20 protein-coding genes and 1 tRNA gene are annotated in these 21,923 nt (G+C 64.8%); 4 read left to right on the forward strand and 17 right to left on the reverse strand.

The window, feature by feature from the left end; all coding sequences use genetic code 11:
- A complete protein-coding gene (locus AABA84_RS28270) occupies positions 1-1,314 on the forward strand; it encodes a tetratricopeptide repeat protein (RefSeq protein WP_338313796.1) in 1,314 nt (437 codons plus the stop codon).
- 195 nt (positions 1,315-1,509) lie between these two features.
- On the forward strand, positions 1,510-2,106 hold the full coding sequence (locus tag AABA84_RS28275; RefSeq protein WP_212245964.1) for a hypothetical protein: 597 nt from the start codon (positions 1,510-1,512) through the stop codon (positions 2,104-2,106).
- A 16-nt stretch (positions 2,107-2,122) separates the two neighbouring features.
- On the opposite strand, the gene AABA84_RS28280 is transcribed toward AABA84_RS28275, so the two are convergent.
- Both AABA84_RS28280 and AABA84_RS28285 read right to left on the reverse strand, forming a co-directional pair.
- A complete protein-coding gene (locus AABA84_RS28280) occupies positions 2,123-3,682 on the reverse strand; it encodes an oleate hydratase (RefSeq protein WP_338313797.1) in 1,560 nt (519 codons plus the stop codon).
- Between the two features lie 96 nt (positions 3,683-3,778).
- On the reverse strand, positions 3,779-5,602 hold the full coding sequence (locus AABA84_RS28285; RefSeq protein ID WP_338313798.1) for an AMP-dependent synthetase/ligase: 1,824 nt from the start codon (positions 5,600-5,602) through the stop codon (positions 3,779-3,781).
- Positions 5,603-5,823: 221 nt separating this feature from the next.
- Here AABA84_RS28285 and AABA84_RS28290 point away from each other — a divergent pair, with 221 nt between their 5' ends.
- Both AABA84_RS28290 and AABA84_RS28295 read left to right on the forward strand, forming a co-directional pair.
- Entirely contained in the window at positions 5,824-6,393 is a 570-nt protein-coding gene (locus tag AABA84_RS28290) for a cysteine hydrolase family protein (RefSeq protein ID WP_338313799.1), read from the forward strand.
- A gap of 167 nt (positions 6,394-6,560) precedes the next feature.
- Positions 6,561-6,884, forward strand: coding sequence for a hypothetical protein (locus AABA84_RS28295; protein WP_212245968.1), 324 nt, complete (start codon positions 6,561-6,563; stop codon positions 6,882-6,884).
- A 70-nt stretch (positions 6,885-6,954) separates the two neighbouring features.
- On the opposite strand, the gene AABA84_RS28300 is transcribed toward AABA84_RS28295, so the two are convergent.
- The 15 genes from AABA84_RS28300 to hisD all read right to left on the reverse strand — a co-directional run bounded on the left by AABA84_RS28300 (position 6,955) and on the right by hisD (position 21,855).
- Positions 6,955-8,226, reverse strand: a complete 1,272-nt coding sequence (locus AABA84_RS28300) for a flavin monoamine oxidase family protein (protein WP_338305776.1) — start codon at positions 8,224-8,226, stop codon at positions 6,955-6,957.
- A gap of 9 nt (positions 8,227-8,235) precedes the next feature.
- Positions 8,236-8,946, reverse strand: a complete 711-nt coding sequence (locus AABA84_RS28305) for a RibD family protein (protein ID WP_338305777.1) — start codon at positions 8,944-8,946, stop codon at positions 8,236-8,238.
- Positions 8,947-8,967: 21 nt separating this feature from the next.
- On the reverse strand, positions 8,968-9,630 hold the full coding sequence (locus AABA84_RS28310) for an FABP family protein (protein ID WP_338305778.1): 663 nt from the start codon (positions 9,628-9,630) through the stop codon (positions 8,968-8,970).
- A 176-nt stretch (positions 9,631-9,806) separates the two neighbouring features.
- Positions 9,807-9,986, reverse strand: a complete 180-nt coding sequence (locus AABA84_RS28315; RefSeq protein WP_212245974.1) for a hypothetical protein — start codon at positions 9,984-9,986, stop codon at positions 9,807-9,809.
- Between the two features lie 341 nt (positions 9,987-10,327).
- The gene (locus AABA84_RS28320) at positions 10,328-10,576 is read right to left on the reverse strand and encodes a hypothetical protein (protein ID WP_212245975.1); all 249 of its coding nucleotides are present in this window, start codon (positions 10,574-10,576) and stop codon (positions 10,328-10,330) included.
- Between the two features lie 266 nt (positions 10,577-10,842).
- Positions 10,843-13,398 carry a bifunctional diguanylate cyclase/phosphodiesterase gene (locus tag AABA84_RS28325; protein WP_212245976.1) on the reverse strand — a complete coding sequence of 852 codons (2,556 nt, stop codon included), beginning with the start codon at positions 13,396-13,398 and terminating at the stop codon, positions 10,843-10,845.
- A gap of 354 nt (positions 13,399-13,752) precedes the next feature.
- Complete coding sequence (locus AABA84_RS28330; protein WP_246550047.1) at positions 13,753-14,532, reverse strand: DUF2182 domain-containing protein; 780 nt, start codon at positions 14,530-14,532, stop codon at positions 13,753-13,755.
- Between the two features lie 60 nt (positions 14,533-14,592).
- Positions 14,593-15,225, reverse strand: coding sequence for a DUF1326 domain-containing protein (locus AABA84_RS28335; protein WP_212245978.1), 633 nt, complete (start codon positions 15,223-15,225; stop codon positions 14,593-14,595).
- Between the two features lie 583 nt (positions 15,226-15,808).
- On the reverse strand, positions 15,809-17,452 hold the full coding sequence (locus tag AABA84_RS28340; protein WP_212245979.1) for a tetratricopeptide repeat protein: 1,644 nt from the start codon (positions 17,450-17,452) through the stop codon (positions 15,809-15,811).
- Positions 17,453-18,032: 580 nt separating this feature from the next.
- Positions 18,033-18,108: transfer RNA gene (locus AABA84_RS28345), tRNA-Phe, on the reverse strand.
- A 174-nt stretch (positions 18,109-18,282) separates the two neighbouring features.
- Positions 18,283-18,465 (reverse strand): DNA gyrase inhibitor YacG, encoded by a 183-nt coding sequence (gene yacG / locus AABA84_RS28350; protein ID WP_212245981.1) that lies wholly within the window; start codon positions 18,463-18,465, stop codon positions 18,283-18,285.
- A 143-nt stretch (positions 18,466-18,608) separates the two neighbouring features.
- Positions 18,609-19,238, reverse strand: coding sequence for a Maf-like protein (locus AABA84_RS28355; protein ID WP_212245983.1), 630 nt, complete (start codon positions 19,236-19,238; stop codon positions 18,609-18,611).
- 288 nt (positions 19,239-19,526) lie between these two features.
- A complete protein-coding gene (locus AABA84_RS28360; RefSeq protein WP_338313800.1) occupies positions 19,527-19,994 on the reverse strand; it encodes an arsenate-mycothiol transferase ArsC in 468 nt (155 codons plus the stop codon).
- Between the two features lie 71 nt (positions 19,995-20,065).
- The gene (locus tag AABA84_RS28365) at positions 20,066-20,563 is read right to left on the reverse strand and encodes a UPF0262 family protein (RefSeq protein WP_104463562.1); all 498 of its coding nucleotides are present in this window, start codon (positions 20,561-20,563) and stop codon (positions 20,066-20,068) included.
- Positions 20,560-21,855, reverse strand: coding sequence for a histidinol dehydrogenase (gene hisD, locus AABA84_RS28370; RefSeq protein WP_338313801.1), 1,296 nt, complete (start codon positions 21,853-21,855; stop codon positions 20,560-20,562). Before hisD ends, AABA84_RS28365 begins: the two co-directional genes overlap by 4 nt.
- Between the last annotated feature and the right edge of the window lie 68 nt (positions 21,856-21,923).

Here is a 21,923-nt window from a genome sequence, read left to right on the forward strand (position 1 = left end):
ATGGCGCTTGATGACCGCTACGGCCTGCCGCTCTCCACCATGTCGCACGAGGCCGCAAGCGCCTATCGCGAGGGTGTCGACCTCATGCTCGCGGGCTGGACCGGCATGGCGGAGATGCTGGAGCGCGCCATTGCCGCCGATTCTGACTTCGCGCTTCCCCATATCGCCCGCGCCCGCGTGCACGCCTTCTACCAGCAGGGCGATCTGGCGCGGACCAAGGCGGCGCTCGCGCGCGAGCTGGTCAGGACGCGCGGCACCGAGCGCGAGCGCTCGCATGTCGAGACGCTGGCGCTTGCGATCGAGGGCCGGCTACCGGAGGCGATCGCATCCACGCTAAGGCATGTCGAGAGCTGGCCGCGCGATGCCTTGGTGCTGTCGCTGCCGCTCGGCGCGTTCGGTCTGTTCGCCTTCTCCGGCATGGCCGACCACGACCGCGCGCGGCATGAGCTATGCGAGCGGCTCGCGCAGCATTATGGCGAGGACTGGTGGTTCCTGACCATGGCCGGCTGGGCGATGACGGAGAATGGCGATGTCGCGCGCGGCCGCGCCATGACCGAACGCGGTTTCGACCTCCGCCGGGCCAATGCCCACGCCGCGCATGCGGTGCTGCATGCGATGTTCGAGGACGGCTCGATCGAGGCGGCCGACCGGCTCGTCGACGAGTGGATCCCCTCTTACGACCGCGCCGGAATCCTGCATGGCCACATCCGCTGGCACCAGGCGCTCGGCGCGCTCGAGCATGGCGATGCGACACGCGCGCTCGCGATCTATGCCGACGTGCTCCAGCCCACGGCCACGCAGGCACCGCCGCTCAACGTCATCACCGACGCCGCCTCGCTGCTGTGGCGCCTGTCGGCGTACGGTCACACCGTGCCGAAGGCACTGTGGGTGGAGGCCGACACCGCCGCGCAAAAACTGTTTCCGAAGTCGAGCCTGTCCTTCGCCGACGTCCACATGGCGCTGTTCGCGGCGGCGACGCAAAACCACGCGGCGCTCACCGCGCGCCTTGCGGTGGTCGAGCAGCGGCTCGCCGAGGGCAAGCTGCCGGCCGGCGCCGTGGTGCCGGCGATCTTCCGCGCGCTGGCGGCCTTCGCGGACGAAGACTACGCCTCATGCGTCGAAACGCTCGCGCCTGCCCTCGCCGAGGTCGTGCGGATCGGCGGCAGCCACGCCCAGCGCGAACTGGTCGAGGACACCTATATCGTCGCACTCATGCGCAGCGGCGAGTTGCCCCGCGCCCGCACCCTGCTGGACGCCCGCCTGCACCGCCGGCCCTCACTTCGCGATACGCGCTGGCAGGCGGCGATGGCCTGAGTTCCGCCACGAAAAAAACACCGGCCTGACGGCAAGTGCCGGCGGACGGTTTGGGCGATTTGGACAAAACGCCGTCGGGGTGGCGCGGTGGTATTCCAGGCGGGACTTGCAGGACAAACGGGATCGCAACCAATGTGCGGTTCGATGGTTATGGTGCGGAACCTGTCCATGGTTCCCTGGCACGTGAGCCTTCCGATGCGCCTCTGCCGATCGCTGCTGGCCGCGACCCTTGTTTTCACGGCCACCCTTGCCGCTTTGGCAAGTCCTTGTTTTGCCGAGACTTCCAAACCAATTCCGGTCAACAATCCGCCGGCGCCGCAGAATGCCTTCATCGACCTGCTGGCGCTGATGTCGGGCCACTGCAAGACCTTCAAGGTCGCAGGCCGCACCTTCGCCTGCAAGACGGTGGCCTACGCCCACGGTGACAAGGGCCGGGTCAATTTCGCCGTCGCGGTCGACGATCCCACCGACGACAGCCACGTCGTGTCGTTCTCCGGCGAGAACGGCAAGCGCGCCGACGACAATTCCTACGAGCTGCCGATCGACCGCATGCTGCTCAACTCCAAGGACCGCCCCAGGGTCGACGGACTGCCGGTGCCGGCCGAGCAGACCTCCACCGGGCTCTGCCGCCAGACCGGCAATTTCGCCGCCAGGAAGGTGACTGACGTCACCTGCTCGGCCACCGACAGCGAGGGCCGGCGCTACGAGTTGCTGTTCGTCTCCGACGGCACCCCGGTCAGCGTGCGCCGCATCCGGCAATCGGCGCCGTCGATCCAAGATCCCTTCAAGTAACCCGTTCAAGTAGCGATCACGCGAACGCTTTCTCCAGCGTCGCGAAGATCACCGCGAGCGACTTGTCGTGGCGCGTCACCGGCGGTACCGGACGATCGATCTTCATCAGTTGATAGACCGCCATCTGCGCCGCGCGCACCGAATATTCGACGGTGAACACGACGTCGTCGGGAATCTCGACGAACTGACTGACGAAAGCGAGGTTGACGGAGTTCTTCGGCACCGGCAGCGGCCGGTCGGCCAGATTGCGCGGCATGAACATGCTGGTGATGTAGGGCATGCGGCAGGGAACGCAGATCGCATCCTCGAACACGACCCCGTCGAAATTCAAATGGCCGCACAGCTCCTTCAGGATCTCCGCGCCGCCGCATTCGGACATCGGCTTGCCGACGAAATTGCCGACACGGTCGGGATGCAACCCATAGCCCCAGAACACCTGCAAATTGTTCGGCTGACCGACGAAATGCGGCTGGTGATAGAGCACGACCGACATCAGCCAGTTGGAATCCTTGAACGTGACGAGACCGCCGGTGCCGGCCCGGTTGCCGGAGAACGCCTCCATCCGGTCGAAGAAGAGCGGATCGCGGCAGGTGACGGTGAAGGACAGCCAATGGGATTCCGGGATCGAGCTGTTGAACGCGGAGGGATTGCCGAATTCGGGACGCTCCTTCGCGATCGTCTCCCACAGCGCCCAGCCCTGGCTGTCTTTCTTGGTCAGATGCGGCGGCGGCTCGGTCATGGTGCCGAGGCTCGAGGCGTCCGTCATCGAGCCGTTCTGGAAGAACACGAGATCGCCGTCCTCGAGCCGGACATTGGCGATGCGGCCGTCGCGGTCGAGCACGAGCTGACGCACCCGCAAGCGTCCGTCCTCGTTCTCGAGTCCCATGTCCGTGACGCGCGTGCCGCGCACGAACTGCACACCCTGCTGCTTCAGCCAGTCGACCAGCGGCCGCACGATCGCGTCATACTGGTTGTAGACCGTGCGCTTGACGCCGGCGAGCGTCTCGATGCGCGGAAACTCGCTCATGAAGCGGTGCAGATAGCGCTTCAGCTCGACCGCGCTGTGCCAGGGCTGGAACGCGAAGGTGGTCTGCCACATGTACCAGAAATTGGATTCGAAGAATTTCGGCGAGAGCCAATCGGTGATGCGGCTATTGCCGAGCGTCTCCTCCGAGGCCTCGGTGAGCCGCAGCAGCTCCAGCCGATCGCGCGCGGAAAACCCCATATGCGAGACGTCGACCTTGAAGCGGTTGCGGTCGACCAGCCGCGCCTGCGAGTGCGCCGGGTTCTCCAGATTGAACGCGATGGTCTCCTCGCGCACGCTGAGGCCGGGATGCTCGAGCGAAGGGATGCTGGAGAGCAGATCCCAGGTGCATTCGTAGTGGTCGGTGGTCAGCATGCGCCCGCCGCGCAGCGAATAGGCGCCGTTCGCGAGCAGCGCGCCGTCGAGGCTGCCGCCGACCAGCGGCTGCGCCTCGTAGATCACGATGTCACGCCCCGCCTGCTGCGCGTCGCGGATCAGGAACGCCGCGCCCGCGAGCGATCCAATGCCACCGCCGATGAAATACGCCTTCATGACTTGCCTCGATTGCCGTACGAATTTTCACCGGCGACACTGCATCCGGAGGCACTAACTGAAGTTGCGCTGGATCAACTGCGGGAAGAGGCGAAATCACGTCGGCGTTATCGCCGCGGGCTTCTTCGCATAGACGTGTTCGATCTCGTCCGCGAAGCGGCGTTCGAGCGCGGGCCGCTTGTTCTTCAGCGTCGGCGTGAGCAGGCCGCTCGCAATGGTCCACGGATCCAGCGTCCACCACACCGCGCGCGGCGTCGCGTAGGACGGATAGGCCTTCACGGCCGCCGCGATCCTGGCCAGCAGCGCAGCCCGTTCCGCCGCGCCGCCTTGCTTGCCGCTGGCAGCTAACCTTTCCTTCTCCTCGACCCAGGCTTTTGCATTCAGCACGACCAGCGCGGTGAGGAACGGCCGCTGCTCGCCCACCACCAGCGCCTGCTCGAACAGGGGATCGGCGAGGATCGCGGTCTCCAGGTCCACCGGCGCGATCTTCTCGCCGGTCGACGTGACCAGGATGTCCTTGATGCGGCCGGTGATGGTGATGCGCCCGTTCTCGATGCGAGCCTGGTCGCCGGTGTGCAGCCAGCCGTCGGCGTCCTTGACGCGGCGCGTCTCCTCCGGCTTGTGCCAATAGCCGAGCATCACGCTGGGGCCGCGCACCAGCAATTCGTCGTTCTCGCCTAGCCTCACCTCGACGCCGTCGAGGACGTGGCCGACCGAGTGCGGATCATTGTCCTCGATGGTGTTGACGGAGACCACCGGCGAGGTCTCGGTCATGCCGTAGCCCTGGAGGACGTCGAGCCCGAGCGCGAGAAACAGGCGGATGACGGGCTCGGCGATCGGCGCGCCGCCGGACACCGCGACGCGCAGGCGGCCGCCGAGCTGCGCCAGCACTCTGTCGGCGACAAGCCGCTCCAGCATCGGCCAGGCCAGCCGGTCGAGCAGCGACGGCGCGCCATGCCGCTGCCGCGCATCGAAACGCCGCCCGCCGACGGTGATGGTGAGGTCGAGCAGCGCGCGCTCGATCCAGCCGGCTGATGCGCGATGCTGCATGATCAGCGCGTAGATGCGCTCGTAGATCCGCGGCACCGAGACCAGCACGGTCGGCTGCACATGCTTCAGGTCCTCCGACAGTTGCGGCACCGAGCGGGCATAGGCGACGCAGGCGCCGGCCGCGATCGGGTAGTAATAGCCGCCGGTGCGCTCGAAGGTGTGCGAGAGCGGCAGGAAGGACAGGAAGACGTCGTGCGGTTCGGCGGCGATGCGGTGCGCGATCGCCTTCACATTGGCGACGACATTGCCATGCGACAGCATCACGCCCTTCGGCCGCCCGGTCGTGCCCGAGGTGTAGACGATGGCGGCGAGATCGTCCGGTTCGATCAGGACATCGGCCAGCGCCGCGGTCGCGCCGGGTGCTTGTGCGAGCCAGTGGTCGAGCCCGACGATGCGCGCGTCCGGCGTGATGAGCCCGCCTGCATCCGCGCAGACGATGCGCTTGAGATGGTCGAGCGGCTGGCCGGTCGCCACGATCGCTTGCCAGCGCTCCAGCGTATCGACGAACAAGAGCAGCGCGCCGGAATCGACAAGGACGTAGGCGATGCTGTCGGGGTTGTCGACGGCATGCATCGGCACCGGCACCAGGCCGCGCGACAGCGCCGCCTGGTCCATCGCGATATGCGCAATGCCGTTCGGCATCAGGATGGCGACGCGTTCGCCTGGCGCGAACTCCTCCGCGGCGAGCGAGCGCCGCCACAGCTCGAATTCCGCGTCGATCTCGTGCCAGGATTGGCTGACCCAGCGCCGCGCAGTCGCATCGAAATGACGATAGGCCTCCGCCGCCGGCGTCGCCTTGACGCGCCAGCGCAGCAGCTCCGGCAGCGTCCTGATTCCGGCAAGTCCGTCCGGTTGACTCAGCCCCTGCATGGCGTCCTCTCGCATCTCATCGATTCCCAGCAATTTGGTGCCGCGACACTAGGCCGGCCAGTCCTTGCCGCTTTGATCCTCAGCAAGCCGGCCATGCAGGGAAAAGACGCTGCGCTGCGTCCGGGGCACGAAAGCTGTCGCGAAACGAGGGAAGATCGGCATTGCGCGCGATCCCTGTCGCCTCGCATATTCGCCACCACACCCGCCCGAAAGGTCCGATCATGCCCGCCCCCTTCCCCGCCCTCATCGTCGTCGACGTCCAGCGCGCGTTCGACGAATGGGAGGCGGCGGGACAGCGGCGCAACAATCCGGATGCGGTGGCGCGGATCGCGGGTCTGCTGCAGGCGTTCAGGGCGCACCGCGCCCCGATCTTTCATATCCGCCATGCAGGCACGAAGTCGAATTCGTCGTTTCTGCCGCAAGGCTCCGGCTACGCCGTCAAGGACGAGGCGCGCGAGCAGCCGGGCGAGACCGTGATCGTCAAGCGCGTCAACAGCGCCTTCATCGGCACCGATCTGGAACAGCGCTTGCGCGCGGCCGGCATCGGCACGCTCGTGATCTGCGGCGCGACCACCAATCATTGCGTGGAGACGACGACGCGGATGGCCGGCAATCTCGGTTTCGATGCGCACCTCGTGCGCGATGCGACATGGACCTTCGATCGCATCGGGCCCGACGGCGACAAGCATTCCGCTGAGGAGATCCACGCGATGACGCTGTCGAACCTGAACGGCGAGTTCGCGCGCATCGTCACCAGCGACGACGTGATCGCCTCATTCGCGGCCAAGTGATGGCAGCCATGCGATCAATGCGGATGATGCGACAATAAATCTCACGACCCACACGCACGCGCGCGAATCGGACGTCGCGATCCTGCGTCGTTTCGACGCCCGCACTGGCCGGAACGCGGGAAGCGCCCATCTGTTGTCACACGACATTCAACTGGAGTGATGACACCATGAAGTATCTTATTGTCGCGATGGCGGTCGGTGCTGCGGCGCTTGCCGGCGGATCGGCGGCGAACGCGGCCAATAATTCAAGCGCGAAGCAGAACGCGCCAGCCAGCCAGTCGACCGACATCAGCGCGCAGCACCGGCACCACGGCCATCGCCACCATCATCACTGGCGTCATCATCACCACCATCACGGCTACTATCGTCCGCACCATAGGAACTACGGCTACTACCCGCGGCATCACGGCTATTACGGCGGCGGGCCGTACGGTTATTACGGCGGCGGCGGTCCCGCCGTGACGTTCGGCTTCGGCGGTAGCCGCTGGTAAGAGGAAAGGCCCGCGATGCGGGCCTTTTTTCCGTCAACTCGTCATGACCCGGCCATGACGACAAACCTCCTCAAACGCGCAAAATCATCTCGGCCGTCTCCAGGCCGCTCGCCAGCGCCGCTTCCACCGTGCCCATGTCACGGCCGCGATAGAGCGCTTCGCCGGAAAACAGCACCAGGCCGTCGGCGCGCGCGAGGATCACTTGCGCCGCGCGCGTCCGCGGCGTCGCCCAGGAATAGGCACCGCGGGCGAAGGGATCATGCGCCCAGTTGGTCGCCGTGGCCGCCACGAGCTCGCGCGCGACGTCCTCGCGCGACAGCTTGAAGATGGCGGCGAGCGAATCGAGCCCGGCATCAATCAGTCCTTGCGGATCGAGGTTGTCCAGCTCCGCCGTGCGCGGGCCGCCGAACCAGCCGGTGAGCACGGCCTGCCCACTCGGATATTGCGTCCACCACACCGGGATGGTCCGGTCGGACAACAGGAAGGTCATGTCCGCGAGATCCTGTTGCCGCTCGCGCCACCATGGCTTCGCGAAGCGCAGCAGGATCTTGATGACGTTGCCGAAGCCGATGTCGCCCACCGCAGCAAGCCTCGCGCGCGCGCTCGCCGGGAAGGCCATCTCGCGCAGCAGCGGCAGCGGCACGGTGAGGATCACGCGATCGCAGCCGTAGACATCGCCGCCGCCGCAGCGAACGGACGCCGTGTCGCCGTCCTCCGCGATCGCCGAGACCACGCAGCCGAAATGGATGGTCACGCCGAGCCTGCGGCAGGCGGCCGCCAGAAAGTCGATCAGCGCGCCATAGCCGCCATCGATGCGCGCCTGCGCCGCGTGCCCGCCATCCATCCATTCCTCGCGCAGCGCCAGCGTCGAGGCACGCTCGGGGTCGGCCGCGTCATAGCCCTCGACCATCCGCTCGATCGATTGGCGCATCGGCGCATAGTCATCCCCGGCGAAATGCCGGCGCAGGAACTCGGCGACGGAGAGATCCTCCTTCAAGTCCCTCAGCACGGCCTGAAGCTCCGCCTCATGCGGATCGTCGCGTTCGTCGCGCGAGAGCTTCGTCCCGTCAAAGCTCCACTGCTCGCCTGCGATCTCGTGAAGGGCCAGCCCGGCCTCGCGCAGCAGTCCGCGCGTGACCGGCGCCTCGCCATGGACGAATTCGGCGCCGCCCGCGGCGGGGTAGCCGAACTCTTCAACCGGCAGCGGAAGGATGCGGCCGCCGCAGCGCTCGCGCGCCTCCAGCACCGTCACCTTGCGGCCGGCCCGCACCAGCGCGCGCGCCGCCATCAAGCCGGCCGCGCCGGCGCCGACGATGACGATGTGCTCTGTTATCCCGGGCATGGCCGCGCGTTACCGGCTCGCAGCTTGCGGATCGTTCTTGATCAGATAGCGCAGCAGCAGGACACCGCCGCCGAGATCGCGTGTGCTCTCGAGCGTCATCGCGGTGATCGGCGCGCGCTTGTCGCTGTCCGCCTCCGTTGACGAGAACACGAAGGGCGCGCCCGTTGCGCCATCGATCGCGGGACTGAGGATCAGGTTGAACTCGTCGATGAGACCGGCGCGCAGGAACGCGCCATTGGCGACGCCGCCGCCCTCCACCAGCAGCCGCTTCACACCGAGCTCGCGGCTGAGAATGTCCAGCGCCATCGCCAGATCGAGCTCGGACTTGCCGGCAAAGATGTAGGACACGCTCTCGCCCCGGAGCCCTGCGAGATGCGAATCCGGCACGCTCTCGGTCAGCACGACGACGATCGGATCGCCGCCGATGTCCGAGCGGCCCCAGCCGATCTTGCCCTGCGCATCGAGCACGATTCCATAGGTCTTGGCGTCCCGCCGCGCGAACCAGTTTTCACGCGGCAGCTTCGCGTCCTTCGTCGCAGGGTAAGGCTGACCCTTGGCGAACTCCGAGCCGGTGACGCGGCCGATCACCCAGGCATCGCCGCCGAGTTCGTCATGAATCTTCTCGAACCAGTCCGTGCCCGCCCCCTTCGGGCGCCAGCGGCTGGGATGGGTGCGGCCGTCGAGGCTGGAGTGCATCAGACAGATGACATAGGGCTTCATGCGATTCTCCGACGCCGCGCCTCACACTGCCGGCCCATTGTCCTTGGTGCGATCGTTCACGATCACCGCGAGCGGATTGAGCTTCGGTGGCGCGACCAGCTGCAGCGTGTTGGTGTCGCGATGATCGAACGGCGCGCCGCGGACGAACAACTCGGTCTGGATCAGATAGGTCCAGCTGCCGTCGTCGTTGAAGGTGATGTCGCAGCGGTAGGAATCGGTGCGGAAGGCCTGTTCCAGAAAGTCGGTCGAGCAGATGCCGTAGGCGGTGTCGCCCCGCTTCGCGGTAACGGAGATCGTCCTGTCGTCGGGCCCGGCCTTGCCCGAAGCCAGCAGCACCTGCCCGCGCGGAATCGCCAGCGTCTGCATGATCAGCCCGGTCGCGGGCTCCCACAGCCAATAGCCGACCTGGTCGTGGAAGGTGATGTCTTCCTCGGGCGTGTTGATGTGGATGTGATAGCGCAGCCCGTACAGCAGCTGCGGCCCGTTGGCCTGCGGATCGATCGGGTCCATGCGGATGCGCTCGATGAAGGTCCGCCGCTCCGGCCCCTCCGCCTTCGGATTGATGTCGATGCCCTTGTCCGCCTGCCAATGCCCTGCGAGACGGCGGAGCGGGCCGAGGTTGGCAAGGCCGTCGGGCGAGACGTCCTCGGGCTCGGTGAAGATATCGGCGGGAATGGGGAGCATGGCGGCCTCGCGGGAAGTTGCGGGAACAGCCATAGCATGGCGGCGGGAACCTGGCGCGTGCTCAGGCCTCACAATCGCGAATGGACGTCGGCGCTGCGTGCGCAGCGATTGTCGGGCGTTTAGGAAAAAACAACGGTGGAGCCGAGCCTGTCCGGCTCGGCTCCACCGGCACACGCTTAGTGGCGGTGGTCGCGGACCTCGGGCTGGGTGCGGTGGTCCCTGACGATGGTCTGATTGCGATGGTCGCGCACGATGGGCGGGTCGCGATGATCGCGGACGATGGTCAGCGCGCTCGCGGGCGTCACCGCGCCTGCCAGGGTGATCGCTGCGAAAGCCGCAAGGATGGTATTGCGCATAAGGCTTGTCCTCTTCCTGGTGGATCACTGCGAACCACCTGACTGCAAGCTAGATCGACCAGCTGGAATGATATGTGTCGCCGATCACGCGGCGATGATCGGGACGTCGGCGATCACGCGTCATCCGCAGCACGACGCCCGCGTGGCGGCTTGTCCGTCGAGCTCATCTGGGAAGGACGGACGCGCGACGTGATCTTCGCAACGCTCGGCGTGTCCGTCAGCACCGTGAAGAGCCATCTCATTCACGACAGGCTCCGCGGTCATCTCGAAGGACGAGGCGCGCGCTCAGCCGGCTGAGAAGGCCATATGCGATTGCCCTCCAGTGTAGCCGGAGACTGCGCTCAAGCCGCTTCCGCCACCGATTTCGCGCGCTCCTCGAGCACACCGATCGTGGAGACCAGATTGTCGCGCCGCGCTCGAAGGTTGAGTGCAAGCAACGGATAGGTCGGCTGAAGCACGTCGAACACGCCGGCCTTGGCTTCCTCCTCGAGAATATCGGTATTCAACAGCCGAACGCGCCACCACAAATCGGCGATCAGCGCATCGAGCCGGAGTTCGCCAGCAGTACCAGAACGGGACATTTCTTGCATCGCATGCCTCAACCTGAAACGGACCTCTCTGCCGAGGCCCGGCTTTGGTCATGACTGAGCAAGCAGGGTGCCAGGATCGGCGGGTGCGATGTGGCTCGGGAATTGGCTCCGCGGTGCGGTCCTTCGGCTCTCAGCGGAAGTTGAACGTGCCAGGGCGGACCACCAGGTCTTGCCCCCTTCCAAACTGTTAATAGGGAGGCTTCACCTGCTCAGCTTTCCTGCTTTTGGGCGGCGGGCGATGATGACAGACGCCGGAGGCATTCAGCTCACGCCGCCCGCTGTTTCCGTCGCGCCGGGGGGGCCTGCCACGAGAGGCCGGCGAGCGGCACGGGCTTGCTGAAGTGAAATCCCTGGCCGAGCGGGATGCCGAGTGACTGAAGCCGTTTAGCCTGCTCGAAGGACTCGACCCCCTCAGCGACGATCGAGAGCTTCAACGTCTTCGCGAGCTGCACGATGGACTTCAGCACGGCGACGGTCTCGCAGCGATCGATCCTGTCGATGAACGATTTGTCGATCTTGACCTTGTCGAAAGGAAAGGCCGTCAAATAGGACAAAGACGAGTATCCGACACCGAAATCGTCGAGGGCAATGGAGACGCCGAGCGCCTTGAGGCGCTGGAGTGTCTTGAGGTTCTCCTCGGTGTCGGCGAGAAATACGCTCTCGGTGATCTCGAGCTCGAGCCGGGTTTGCGGAAGGCCGCTCTGCGCCAACGCAAACGTCACGGTGTCGACGAGATTGGTGCCGGCAAATTGCAGGGCAGAGAGATTGACGGCGACCTTAACGTCGGCCGGCATGCTCATCGCATCGCGACAGGCCCGGGCAAGCACCTGATTGCCGAGCTCGACGATCAAGCCCCCCGCCTCCGCAACCGCAATGAACTCAGCCGGAGGAATGTAGCCCCTGGTGCCGTGATGCCAGCGCGCCAGGGCTTCGACCGATTTTACCCGGCCGGTGCCGAGCTCGATCACGGGCTGATAAAACACCTCCAGCTCCTCGCGCCAGATCGCTTCGCGCAGTTCGATCTCGAGCACGTTGCGCTGATCCGCTTCCGCCTTGAGCTCCGCTGAATAGAGGTGGAAGCAGCTTCGGCCGGCATTCTTCGACCTGTAGAGCGCAAGATCGGCGTTGCGAAGGATCTCATCGACCCGCGTGCCGTGCTCGGGCACGAGCGCAAGGCCAATGCTACAGCCGATCACGACGGGATGGCCATCGATGTGATAGGGCTCGGCAATGGCCTGGACCAGCCGCTCGGCCAGGCTTGCAGCGCCGTCGCGCATCGCGGCCACGATCACGGCAAACTCGTCGCCGCCAATTCGCGCCGCCGTATCGGCATCACGAATCTGCGCCTTGATCCGGTCGGCAACCTGCTTCAGCAACGCGTCGCCGCATTGATGGCCGAGCGCATCATTGACGGACTTGAACTTGTCGAGATCGAGCAGGAGTACGGCGAACGCAGGCTCCAGCCGGCGCGGGCTGGCCAGCGCCTCGTCGAGGCGCTCCTTGAACAGGTTGCGGTTGGCAAGGCCGGTCAGGCTGTCGTAATGCGCCAGCCGCTCGATGCGGTCCGCCGACGCCTTGCGCTCGGTGATGTCCTCATGAGTAGCGACCCAGCCGCCACCCTCGCGCCGGCCGTAGGAGATGTAGACGACCCGCCCATCGGGAAACTGCACCGTGTTCGAGATCTGCTCCGACCGGGTGAGCCGGTTCTTTAAATCGACGAGATAGGTCTCGACGTCGAGCACGGCGGTCTGTTTTGCGAATATATCCCGGAAATGCATGCCGATCCGAATGTCTTCCGGCAGGAGACCATAGAGTTCGAGCCATTGCGGGTTGAATGCGATCAGGCGGTCGCGGCCATCGAACATGCTCAAGCCCTGAGGAAGGTTCCGGAGCGCATCCTCGAACTTGCTGGCAAAATCGCGCCGCTCGCGGTGAGCGCGATCCAGCGCCTGCTGCCGTCGCCAATGGAATGTCGTCGCGGCGAGAATAATGAACGTAAGCAGCAGCGCGCCGCCGAGATAGACCTTCTGCCTGAAGGCGGAGCGGGAATAAATCTCCCGCTCCGAAATGCCGACGGTGAAGATGAGCGGAAACGCGCGCGACCTGCGCGCCGTGATCAGCCGGTCGCTGCGGTTCGGTCGGTTCTCGTTCCAATATTGCACATAGAAGCCGTCACCGAGCTCGCCCTCGACGCGGCTGGGTGTGCGTTGTCCCAGCACGGAGCCCTGGTCCACGCCCCGGGCGGCGAGCACGACGTAATTGGCATTTCTGAGCACCAGCGTTCCTCCGACGCCGAGCTTTGCCGTGTCGTAGAACCTGCCGACCACGTCGACGCTGATCGAGCCGACGATCACCCCGGCCGGATTCCCCTCGAGGTCGAACAACTTTCTTGCGAGCTGGATCGTCCATTTGTTCGAGGCCCGTCCCAGCACCGGCTTGGCGACGTAGAGGCGATCGTCGGCTTGCGCCATGACATTGATGAAGTGCTCGCGATCGCCAAGATAAAGCGGCGGACCGGAATAGCCCGCGGTCGTCTCGATCATGTATCCGCCCGATCCGATCAATGCGAGCTGAACCACGTCGCCGGTCGCAATGCGGGCCTTGTCCGACCATGACTTCAAGCTGAAGGTGAGCGGATCCTGGGCGTAGAGCGCTCGTACCACCAGCAATGACTGATCGACGCGCTCGAAGATGCGTTCGGTGTTTTCCTCGAACAGTTCGGCGACGCTGTCGCCGTGCGACCGCGCCTGCTCGACCGCGTCCATCCGCTCCGACGCGGTGATGGCGAAATAGCCGATCCAGACCAGGGGCAGAAAGAACAATGCGATCTGCAGCGGACCATTCCGCAGGATCGTTCTTCCGGCTTTGCGGACTGCCCCTGCGGGAATCACGACGCGCACCCCCGCTTCGGCCGCCAGGGCAGAACTGCGCTCGCCCGCAGTATTGGCATCGCCTTGTCTCCGCCTCGACTGCACAGGGACACCCGCGGCCGAAAGCGGCGCGGGTGCTGCTCATAGCGCAAAGGTAGCTGAAACAGCCTTAAGTTTGTGTTTGGGCAAAGCTCAATTCTTCAGCTTAAAGCATCCGTATCATCACGGAGGTCGGCTGGCCTTGAGCAATCAGGTACATGGGCATGTCGAAAGCGGCACATTTCCAGCCGCCTTTGGACCGGCTTTTCAGATTGCGCGCGCAAGAACGATCGCGCCGGACAGGATGAGGACCCCTCCTGCCGCATAGCTCAATCTTCGGCCGAACGGCAGCAGCTTCTCGCCGGCGACATAGAGCGCGATGCCGATGATCCAGGCGAGGTTCATTACGCCGCCGACGAACAGCAATACCATCAGAAACCAGCAACAGCCGACGCAGTAGCTGCCGTGGCGAAGTCCCATTCGCAATGCGCCGCGTGTGCCGGGCCGCCAATGTCGGCTGAGAAACAACAGCGGGCTCTCGCAGTAGCGCAGACACGCCTGTTTGAGCGGCGTGAACTGATAAACCCCTGCTGCAATCAGAACGCCGCCGCCCAGAAACGCGCTGGTGCTTGCCATCGCCATCGACAGCAATCCGAAGCGTTCGAACGCTCCTTGCACCAGGACCGCGGCAAGACTGAACCCCGCCCACGTCACGAGATAGCCGGCGAGAAAGATCCAGGTATCGATTGCGGCGCGGGAGGCAGTCTCCTGCTTGCGCTTGACGGTCGCATACAAGAGAAGGGTGAGCACCGCGCTCGGCGCCATCATCGCGACCATCATCACCCACCACATCACGAACAGCAGCACGCCATAGAATGGCGTCCACGGCATCGGCGCCATGTCCGGCATGTCGGTCATCATCTCGGTGTCCATGCCGGCGCCCGCGGCGAGATAGGCCCAGGCGAGCACCACCACTGCGGCAGTCCCGATCGCGACGATCAGCCGGTCGCGGTGGAGCAGGTGTTCCAGTATCGAGCGCCCCTGCATCGACTTGTCCATAGCGATGAGGAGCTGACACCGAGGTCTTGTGTCGGTGTCAGCGCCCTATCATGCGGCAACCCCCTCGGGCGTCTGCACAACATTGGCGAGCGAGCTATGCGTACCCCGGGTCTCGAACGGGATCGCGCCGGTCGAGCGGATGTTGGCGGATGCGACCTCGGCCGCCCGATGTTCGAACCCCTCGGGCATGACCACCTGGATGCGGTGCGGATCACCGGTCACCGGATTCTTGATCGGCTCGACATCGGTCTCGAGCACGCCCCTGGCGACGAGTTTTGCGACGCGTCCTTCTTTGTCGAAGGAAAACTCGAACGACGCAAACACCGGATCGTGGATCTTGGTAACGATCATGCTGACGATCTGGAAAAGCGTGCCTTCGGCCGAATGCTTACCGGAAAAGATATCGAACAACGCCTGACGCTGCTCCGCCGTGGCGCGTTCGTCGATGATGGGCTGGATTGTCCCATTGCCCTCATGAAGCGGCCCAGGAAAGTCGACCGTGATCGCAAAGCAGAGACCATCGAGCCTGGTCCCTTCGAAATGTCCCCTGGCGATCCGCATGGCGACCATTCCCTTGCAATAGCCTTGGGTCGGCCGTGCGTTGAAATCGCAGGGACAGCCAAACGCGCAGGTGCAGTTCTTCATCCATTCGCCTTCGAGACGCCAGTCCGATGCAGCCATGGCACATCTCCCAATGTGAGCGGGGACGCGGCAGCCATTGACGATTTGTTCAGCGTTCTTGTCGAGGCAACGCGAAGAGGCGCGAGCGGGATCGAGGTCCGATCAGAAGGCCGGCATCGCAGAAAAAGTATGATGGCGAGCTGCCGCTTACCGTCCAACGATCATATCAGCGGCCGCCGGCCACGTATAGCGAACGAGGGTAGTGCCTCAGGAGCAGCCACATCTCGGGGATGTCCGACGTCAGGGGGATGGCGCGCCATTCAGAGCAAAATTGCGAACTCTTATGTTGTTGATATTACTATGTAAATCTCAGATTACGGAAGGCGCTTGATGACCAACAATAGAGGATGTGAGGGGGCGGCTCGGTTAAACGCAGCGCATTTACCCAGCTTGAAAGTCCCAGTCCTTGCACCCAAACTTTCTGATCACATGCACTTTTCCAAAGCTGCTCATGCCTCGTCGGCTATGCGAAGATATGTGGCCTGCGGCCCCTCAGTTTGCGCGCAAGAGGTCTTCCGATACGCCAAATTACGAGGCGAAGCTCGATTGATCATATCTGATCATCGGCCATCAGCGGGTTAGCTCACGGCACCGTACCAAGCAGCTTTAGCTCGGCCCTGGCGGCGTCCCACTCGTCGAAGCCGTGCGGGCACTCGCTTGCGACCTGACGGAAGAGACGCGTTGCATCCTCCTTCTGCCGCTTCGTCAACGCGAGCTCACCGATGTAGAAATTCGCCTCGCAGATATGGCCCTTCTTTGCGATGGCATCCGGGTGGTCTGCGGCAGCGAGAACGGCGTCTGGCGTCGTCTGGTCCATGAACAGCTTGACCAAAGGCGCCGGCCAAACAGTCATGTCGAGCTTGGAGCTGGTCTGCGCGAGATGGCTCGGCTGGTTGTTGCGCCGGCCGGCGATATCGGCCCACAGTGCCAATTGGACAATGTCCGGCGCATTCGCGTTGGCCTGGTTGAAATCGGCCAGCGCTTTTTCCGCCTCGCCGGCCGCGAGATAGAAACGCCCGCGCGCGAAATAGGCCAACGGTGACTTCGGATCGAGGCGGATGGCCTGATTGACGTCGGCGATGGCACGGTCGAATTCACCTTTTTCGCTGAACGCGTAACCTCGCCCTACCAAAGCTCGGACAGATTTCGGATCGCGCCGGCTCGCCTCGTCGTAGTCGGCGATCGCGCGCTCGATGTCGCCCTTGGCGCGATAGGCGGAACCTCGCCTGGAGAGGGCGCTGACGTCTTCAGGGTAGAGCCGGATCGCCTCGCCGTAATCGGCGATGGCCAAGTCGTTGTCGCCCTTTTTGAGGTAGGTGTCGCCCCGATGCCTGAACGCCGAGGCGGATTTTGGATTGAGCCGGATCGCCTCGCCGAAGTCGGCCATCGCGCGCTCGTAGGCGTCCTTGTCGCTGAAGGCGATGCCGCGACCGAGGAAGGCCTTGGCGCGTTTGGGATCTAGTCGGATCGCCTCGTCGTAGTCGGTGATGGCGTGGTCGTTGTCACCCTTGTCGTGGTAGGCGTTGCCGCGATTCTGGAAGGCGATGGCAAGCTTGGGAGCCAGCCGGATCGCCTCGCTGTAGTCGGCAATGGCGCGGTCGTTGTCGTCCTTGTCGTTGAAGGCGTTGCCGCGATTGATGAAGGCCGCGGCATGGGTCGGATCGAGCCGGATCGCCTCGCTGAAGTCGGCGACGGCATGATCAGTGTCGCCCTTGTCCCCGTAGGCGACCCCTCGATTTTGGAAGGCCCTGGCGAACCGGGGATCGAGCCTGATCGCCTCACTGTAGTCCGCAATGGCGCTGTCGTTGTCGCCCGTGTCGTGGTAGGCGTTGCCGCGATTGTTGAAGGCCAAGGGCAATTTGGGATCGAGGCGGATCGCCTGATTGTAGTCAGCGATGGCGCGATCGTTGTCGCCTTGCTCGTTGTAATAGGCGCCGCGATTGTTGTAGGCCATCGCCAGCTTCGGATCGAGCCGGATCGCCTCGTTCAGATCGGCAACGGCGCGCTCGTTGTCGCCCTTGGCGCGGTAGGCAGCGCCTCGGTTGTTCAGAAGGGCCGCGAGATAGCGTCCCTTCGCCTTGTCCGAGATGATGGTCTGAGTGCAGTCGACGATCGCCGCGTCAGGATCTTGCGGGCTGTCACACCGCTCCCCGGCGGTGGCCGAACAGCTCAGGAAGACGGTGGCAGCGAAAAGCGAGCTCCAAAATCTCCAGTCCGTAGAGGCCATGCAATCGTCCCGAAGCGAACCTGGTCTTCTGAACTATGTGTCCGCATTGGTGGTTCCGGTTCACAGTTTGCCGGGTCAAGCGGATGCCAAGTTCAAGCGGCTCTACGAGGGATCGAAACGGTATCGCCGACTTCGACCCGATGTTCAAAGATCGCACGGCTGAAAGAGGACGATTCGCGATCTCGCCCGCACTGACGCAGTGCTTGCCGACGAAGGCCCTCGATCTCGAAGCCATCTATGATGCAGCGCCGGCCCCATCGCAGTGCAAGCGCTGGGTGTGCGATTGCGGATTGTGGGCTCGCGAAGCTTATTGAAAGAACCTAGTCGAACCGTCGAACCTGGACTTCGCGGGAGGCTAAAACACGCCTCCCCCCATTCGCAGTCTTGTTCGATAGCGGTTTGAGGCCAACAACTCCCCTGGACGTCGCTCGCGTGCGGGAGCGCGGATCGAAACCAGATTGGGGCAATGCTGCGCAACTGGGCGCGAGGTCTGGGTCGAACTGACGACCCGGCGCTCTCCGTCACTTCATGCCCACATCAGGCCTTGATGTTCGCAGTTTTGTTCTGAATGGCGGGAGAATGGTGCCCAGGGGCGGAATCGAACCACCGACACTGCGATTTTCAGTCGCATGCTCTACCAACTGAGCTACCTGGGCGTGCTCCAAGAGAGGGGCCAAAGCCCATCGAGCGGGCGGTTTATAGTGGGCTAGGGGCGGCCTGTCCACCCGGCTTCGCCAAGTGGCTTCGCCGGGCGCGGCCCGGCTGTGCACAAGCTGGCGCGGCTGGGGCGCGGCGGCTCGCGTGAGCCGCTAAACGTTTGATATTGTTGCTTATTCCAGGTCATCCAAATCGTCGTCGCGACCGGGGATGACGTAGGAGCCTTTCAGCCAGCGGTTCAGATCGACGTCGCGGCAGCGCGGGGAGCAGAACGGGCGGGTGGCCTCGGACTGCGGCTTGCCGCAGATCGGGCAGGTTTTGAGCGGGCTGGCGGGCTTTTTGATGGGGTCGTCCATGATGTCGGCGGCTTGCACGGGGTGAAGGGGTTCAAGAGCCTGTCGGCAAACGAGTTCCTTGGGCGGCGGCGCGTGCGCCCCGTCAGGCCATTCTACTGTGCATGGGGTTGTTTTCGCGATTTTGTTGGGCCGTAGCTTTCGGCTCAGACGGCGGTGGCGTTGAGCCAGCCGAAGCGAATCGGAAAGCCCTCGCCGCCGAGCAGCGTGGTGGTCTCGTAGAGCGGCAGGCCGACGACGTTGGTGTAGGACCCCACCATCTTCACCACGAAGGAGCCGGCGATGCCCTGCACGGCGTAGCCGCCGGCTTTGCCGCGCCATTCGCCGGAGCCGATATAGGCCTGGATGTCGTCCTCCGAGAGGCGCTTGAAGCGGACGCGGGTCTCGACCAGGCGCTGGCGGAACGCCTCGCGCGGCGTCACCAGGCAGATCGCGGTGTAGACGCGGTGGTTGCGGCCCGACAGCAGCCGCAGGCACTGCGCGGCTTCATCGACGAGATTGGCCTTGGGCAGGATGCGGCGGCCGACTGCGACCACGGTGTCGGCGGCGAGGATGAAGGCGCCGCGCAGCTCGTCATCCAGCTGCACCGATTTCAGCGCTGCGTCGGCCTTGCCCCGCGCCAGCCGATTGGCGCAGGCGCGCGGCAGCTCGCCCCGCTTCGGCGTCTCGTCGACGTCGGCCGGCCGAAGCGCGTCCGGCTCGATGCCGGCCTGGTTGAGCAGCGACAGGCGCCGCGGCGAACCGGAGGCAAGTACGAATTTGGGGCGGCCAAGCATCAGGTGATTTGGGGGATGAGCAGGGGGTGAATTGCGCGCGGAACCTATCGGAAGGGGGCTGATTTCACAACCCGGGAACCCCAGCTTTGGTGATTCGAGGGGATGCCGAGATGCGTGTGCCCGCGGTGTGTGACGCGGGTGTTACGGGACGTCTCGTGTCCCGGACGCGGCGCGGCATGAAATGCTGCGACGCTGAGCCGGGACCCTGGAGCTTGCGCTTGGGGAGAGATGGGCCCCGGCTCTGCAACGCACCGCGAAGAGGCGCTGCGCTGCGTCCGGGGCACGAGATCAGCCTGACGCCGCACCTGTCTTGGCGAAGCGTCGGCGGATGCGCAGCAGCAGCTGGTCGCAGACGTCGCGATAGGCGACGAGCTTCTGGTCGCGGCTGCCCTCGATGGTGGTGGGATCCTGCGTCGGCCAGTACTCGACGTCAGCCGCGAGCGTCCGCGTCAGCTCCAGCGCCTTGTGGTGCGCCTCGGGCGAGAGCGTGATGATGAGGTCGAAATTCAGCCCCTCCCAATCCTCCAGCTCCTCGAAGGTCTGCGGCTTGTGGGCAGAGATGTCCTGGCCGAGCTCGGCCATCACGGACACTGCGAACGGATCGAGCTCGCCGCGCCTCGCGCCGGCCGATTTCACGTAGAGGCCTTGCGGAAACATGTGCTGCAACAGGCTCTCGGCCATCGGCGAGCGCACGCTGTTCATCGCGCAGGCGAACAGCACCGATTGCGGATCGCGTGCGCGTGGCGGCGCCGCCATCGCGCTTAGCCCTTTCTAAAAGAGGGCATGGCCTTGGCGGAAAACCGCTGCACACTTTTCCGGGCCATGCCCTAACCCTTCCAGTGCAGGACGGTAATGAGCGTGAACAGCCGGCGCGAGGTCTCGAAATCGACCCGCACCTTGCCCTTCAGCCGCTCCTGCAGCGTGCGCGATCCCTCGTCATGGATGCCGCGCCGGCCCATGTCGATGGCCTCGATCTTGTCGGGGGTCGCGGTACGGATCGCCTGGTAGTAGCTGTCGCAGATCATGAAATAGTCCTTCACGATCCGCCGGAACGGCGTCAGCGACAGCAGATGCGCGACGACGGGCGTGCCGTCCTCGCGGCGGATGTCGAACATCAGGCGGTTGCCGGTGATGCCGATATGCAGCGTGAACGGGCCCTTCCCGTCGGCGCCGTCAGGTGCGAACAGGTTCTGCTCGATCAGATCGTAAATCGCGATCGCGCGCTCATGCTCGATGTCGGGCCCGGAACGGCCGATCGATTCTTCGTCGAGCGTGACGCCGACGATGCGATTGGTCGAGTCGTCCTGTTCGGGCAACACTGTCATGACAGATTGAGGCGCAATCCAATCGAACGCGAATGAGCGTCCAGGCCCTCCGCTTGTCCGAGCGTCATCGCGGCGGGGCCGAGCGCACGCAGTTGATCCGGGCCGCATTTCAGGATCGAGGTGCGCTTCATGAAGTCGTGCACCGACAGGCCTGAGGAGAATCGCGCCGAGCGCGCCGTCGGCAGCACGTGATTGGAGCCGCCGACATAGTCGCCGATCGCCTCCGGCGTATGGGGCCCGAGGAACACCGCACCGGCATTGCGGATTTTCGCGGCAAGCCCGTCGGGATCCACCGTCATGATCTCGAGATGCTCGGCGGCGATGGCATCCGCGAGCGGGATGGCGTCGCTGAGGTTCTTCACCATGATGATGGCGCCGAAATCGGCCCAAGACGCGCTGGCGATGGCGGCGCGCGGCAGCGTCTTCAACTGCGCCTCGACCGCCTTTTCGACGTCGGCGGCAAGGCGCGCGGAATCGGTGATCAGGATCGACTGCGCGCTGGCATCATGCTCGGCCTGCGCCAGGAGATCGGCGGCGATCCAGTCGGCATTGCCGGTGTCGTCGGCAATCACCAGCACCTCGGACGGGCCGGCGATCATGTCGATGCCGACCTTGCCGAACACTAGCCGCTTGGCGGCGGCGACATAGGCATTGCCGGGGCCGACGATCTTGGCGACCGGCGCGATCGTCGCGGTGCCGTGTGCCAGCGCCGCCACGGCCTGCGCGCCGCCGACACGGTAGATCTCGGTGACGCCGCCGAGCGAGGCCGCGGCCAGCACCAGCGGATTGAGCTTGCCGTCGGGCGAGGGCACCACCATCACGAGGCGCGAGACGCCGGCGACCTTTGCAGGCACCGCGTTCATCAGCACCGAGGACGGATAGGCGGCGGTGCCGCCGGGCACGTAGAGGCCGGCGGATTCGATCGCGGTGTAGCGCCAGCCGAGCTCGACGCCGAGCGGGTCGGTGAAGCGCTCGTCCTGCGGCAGCTGCCGGCGATGATAGATCTCGATGCGGTCCCGCGCGAGCTTGAGCGCATCCAGTGTCGCCGCATCGCAGGCCTTGTTCGCGGCCTCGATTTCGGCGGCCGAGACGCGCAAGGAGGCCGCATCCAGCCTCAAGCGGTCGAACTTTGCGGTGGCCTCGAGCAGCGCGGCATCGCCCCGCTTCGCCACGTCGTCGACGATGGCGCGCGCGGCGGCCTCGACGTCGGCCGAGACCTCGCGTTTGGCGGCGAGGAAGGCCGCGAATCGCTGGTCGAAATCGGCGCTGCTGCGGTCGAGGCGAACGGGCATGTCTGGCTTGGCTTCTGGCTGGTCTTTGGGGCGGATTGGCGCACCAGGTCCCCTGCTCAATGGCGCGG

This window comes from Bradyrhizobium sp. TM239, from assembly GCF_036247985.1.
Lineage (GTDB): Bacteria > Pseudomonadota > Alphaproteobacteria > Rhizobiales > Xanthobacteraceae > Bradyrhizobium > Bradyrhizobium ottawaense.

What these genes read in the sequence shown, in the direction of transcription:
- AABA84_RS28330 (WP_246550047.1), bottom strand. Translation starts at nt 14,532, where the DNA reads ATGCAGGGGCGCTCGATACTGGAACACCTGCTCCACCGCGACCGGCTG.
- AABA84_RS28290 (WP_338313799.1), top strand. Translation starts at nt 5,824, where the DNA reads ATGCCCGCCCCCTTCCCCGCCCTCATCGTCGTCGACGTCCAGCGCGCG.
- AABA84_RS28310 (WP_338305778.1), bottom strand. Translation starts at nt 9,630, where the DNA reads ATGCTCCCCATTCCCGCCGATATCTTCACCGAGCCCGAGGACGTCTCG.
- AABA84_RS28285 (WP_338313798.1), bottom strand. Translation starts at nt 5,602, where the DNA reads ATGCAGGGGCTGAGTCAACCGGACGGACTTGCCGGAATCAGGACGCTG.
- AABA84_RS28295 (WP_212245968.1), top strand. Translation starts at nt 6,561, where the DNA reads ATGAAGTATCTTATTGTCGCGATGGCGGTCGGTGCTGCGGCGCTTGCC.
- AABA84_RS28360 (WP_338313800.1), bottom strand. Translation starts at nt 19,994, where the DNA reads ATGGCGGCGCCGCCACGCGCACGCGATCCGCAATCGGTGCTGTTCGCC.
- AABA84_RS28340 (WP_212245979.1), bottom strand. Translation starts at nt 17,452, where the DNA reads ATGGCCTCTACGGACTGGAGATTTTGGAGCTCGCTTTTCGCTGCCACC.
- AABA84_RS28280 (WP_338313797.1), bottom strand. Translation starts at nt 3,682, where the DNA reads ATGAAGGCGTATTTCATCGGCGGTGGCATTGGATCGCTCGCGGGCGCG.
- AABA84_RS28320 (WP_212245975.1), bottom strand. Translation starts at nt 10,576, where the DNA reads ATGCAAGAAATGTCCCGTTCTGGTACTGCTGGCGAACTCCGGCTCGAT.
- AABA84_RS28275 (WP_212245964.1), top strand. Translation starts at nt 1,510, where the DNA reads ATGCGCCTCTGCCGATCGCTGCTGGCCGCGACCCTTGTTTTCACGGCC.
- AABA84_RS28355 (WP_212245983.1), bottom strand. Translation starts at nt 19,238, where the DNA reads ATGCTTGGCCGCCCCAAATTCGTACTTGCCTCCGGTTCGCCGCGGCGC.
- AABA84_RS28365 (WP_104463562.1), bottom strand. Translation starts at nt 20,563, where the DNA reads ATGACAGTGTTGCCCGAACAGGACGACTCGACCAATCGCATCGTCGGC.
- AABA84_RS28335 (WP_212245978.1), bottom strand. Translation starts at nt 15,225, where the DNA reads ATGGCTGCATCGGACTGGCGTCTCGAAGGCGAATGGATGAAGAACTGC.
- AABA84_RS28305 (WP_338305777.1), bottom strand. Translation starts at nt 8,946, where the DNA reads ATGAAGCCCTATGTCATCTGTCTGATGCACTCCAGCCTCGACGGCCGC.
- yacG (WP_212245981.1), bottom strand. Translation starts at nt 18,465, where the DNA reads ATGGACGACCCCATCAAAAAGCCCGCCAGCCCGCTCAAAACCTGCCCG.
- AABA84_RS28300 (WP_338305776.1), bottom strand. Translation starts at nt 8,226, where the DNA reads ATGCCCGGGATAACAGAGCACATCGTCATCGTCGGCGCCGGCGCGGCC.
- hisD (WP_338313801.1), bottom strand. Translation starts at nt 21,855, where the DNA reads ATGCCCGTTCGCCTCGACCGCAGCAGCGCCGATTTCGACCAGCGATTC.
- AABA84_RS28270 (WP_338313796.1), top strand. Translation starts at nt 1, where the DNA reads ATGGCGCTTGATGACCGCTACGGCCTGCCGCTCTCCACCATGTCGCAC.
- AABA84_RS28315 (WP_212245974.1), bottom strand. Translation starts at nt 9,986, where the DNA reads ATGCGCAATACCATCCTTGCGGCTTTCGCAGCGATCACCCTGGCAGGC.